The 948-nt window shown below is 42.5% G+C and carries 1 protein-coding gene; it reads left to right on the top strand.

Annotated features, from left to right (window positions below; all coding sequences use genetic code 11):
- Positions 1-891 (top strand): IS256 family transposase (locus L1028_RS31030; protein ID WP_234541965.1); only part of this gene is annotated, 891 nt, incomplete at its 5' end.
- Positions 892-948 lie beyond the last annotated feature (57 nt).

Raw genomic sequence — 948 nt, 5'->3', positions numbered from 1 at the left:
ACGCTAGAATCCTTTGTCATCCACATGTTTCAAAAGGGTGTCACAATGACGGAGATTGCCGACCTAATTGAGAGAATGTACGGTCACCACTATACGCCACAAACGGTATCGAACATGACAAAAGTGTTGGCCGAGCATGTCGATGCTTTTATGAAACGACCACTTGAGGAGCGCTATGTGTGCGTCTATATTGATGCAACTTATATCGCAGTCAAACGTGAAACGGTATCTAAGGAGGCAGTCCACATTGCCGTGGGGATTCGTGAAGATGGCTCCAAGGAAGTGCTCACGTACGCCGTTGCACCAACCGAATCAGCTTACATCTGGAAAGAACTGCTCCAGGACGTGAAACAGCGTGGCACGGAACAAATCCTTCTGTTTATCTCCGATGGACTCACAGGTATTGTGAATGCGATTCAAGAGATCTATCCGCAGGCGAAGTACCAAACATGCTGTGTTCATTTAGCTCGTAATATTGCCCATAAAGTTCGCGTCTCAGATCGAGCAGAGATCTGTGAAGACTTCAAATCTGTCTATCGATCTGACGATGAACAAGCTGGTAAAGCAGCTCTGTCAACCTTCTGTGACAAGTGGAAAACCACTTATCCTAAGGTCGTTAAATCCTTACGAGAAAATCCCTATATCTTCACGTTTTACAGTTTTCCTAAGCCAATCTGGAGAAGCATTTATTCTACAAATTTAATCGAATCGTTTAACAAACAAATTAAGAAATACACGAATCGTAAGGAGCAATTCCCCCATGAAGAAGCATTAGAAAAATTCTTGGTTTCACAGTTTGAAGATTATAACCAACGCTTTGCTACCCGTTGTCATATTGGCTTCGATCAAGCTCGATCAGAACTTCTAGCAATGTTCTCTAACAAAAACTAAACGAACTTCTACAAGAGTGGCATATTTTCATTTACACATAATTCTTGACGCTCCCAA

Source organism: Paenibacillus pseudetheri, assembly GCF_924513355.1.
Lineage (GTDB): Bacteria > Bacillota > Bacilli > Paenibacillales > Paenibacillaceae > Paenibacillus_AQ > Paenibacillus_AQ pseudetheri.
This window is presented reverse-complemented; position numbering and strand designations above follow the sequence as displayed.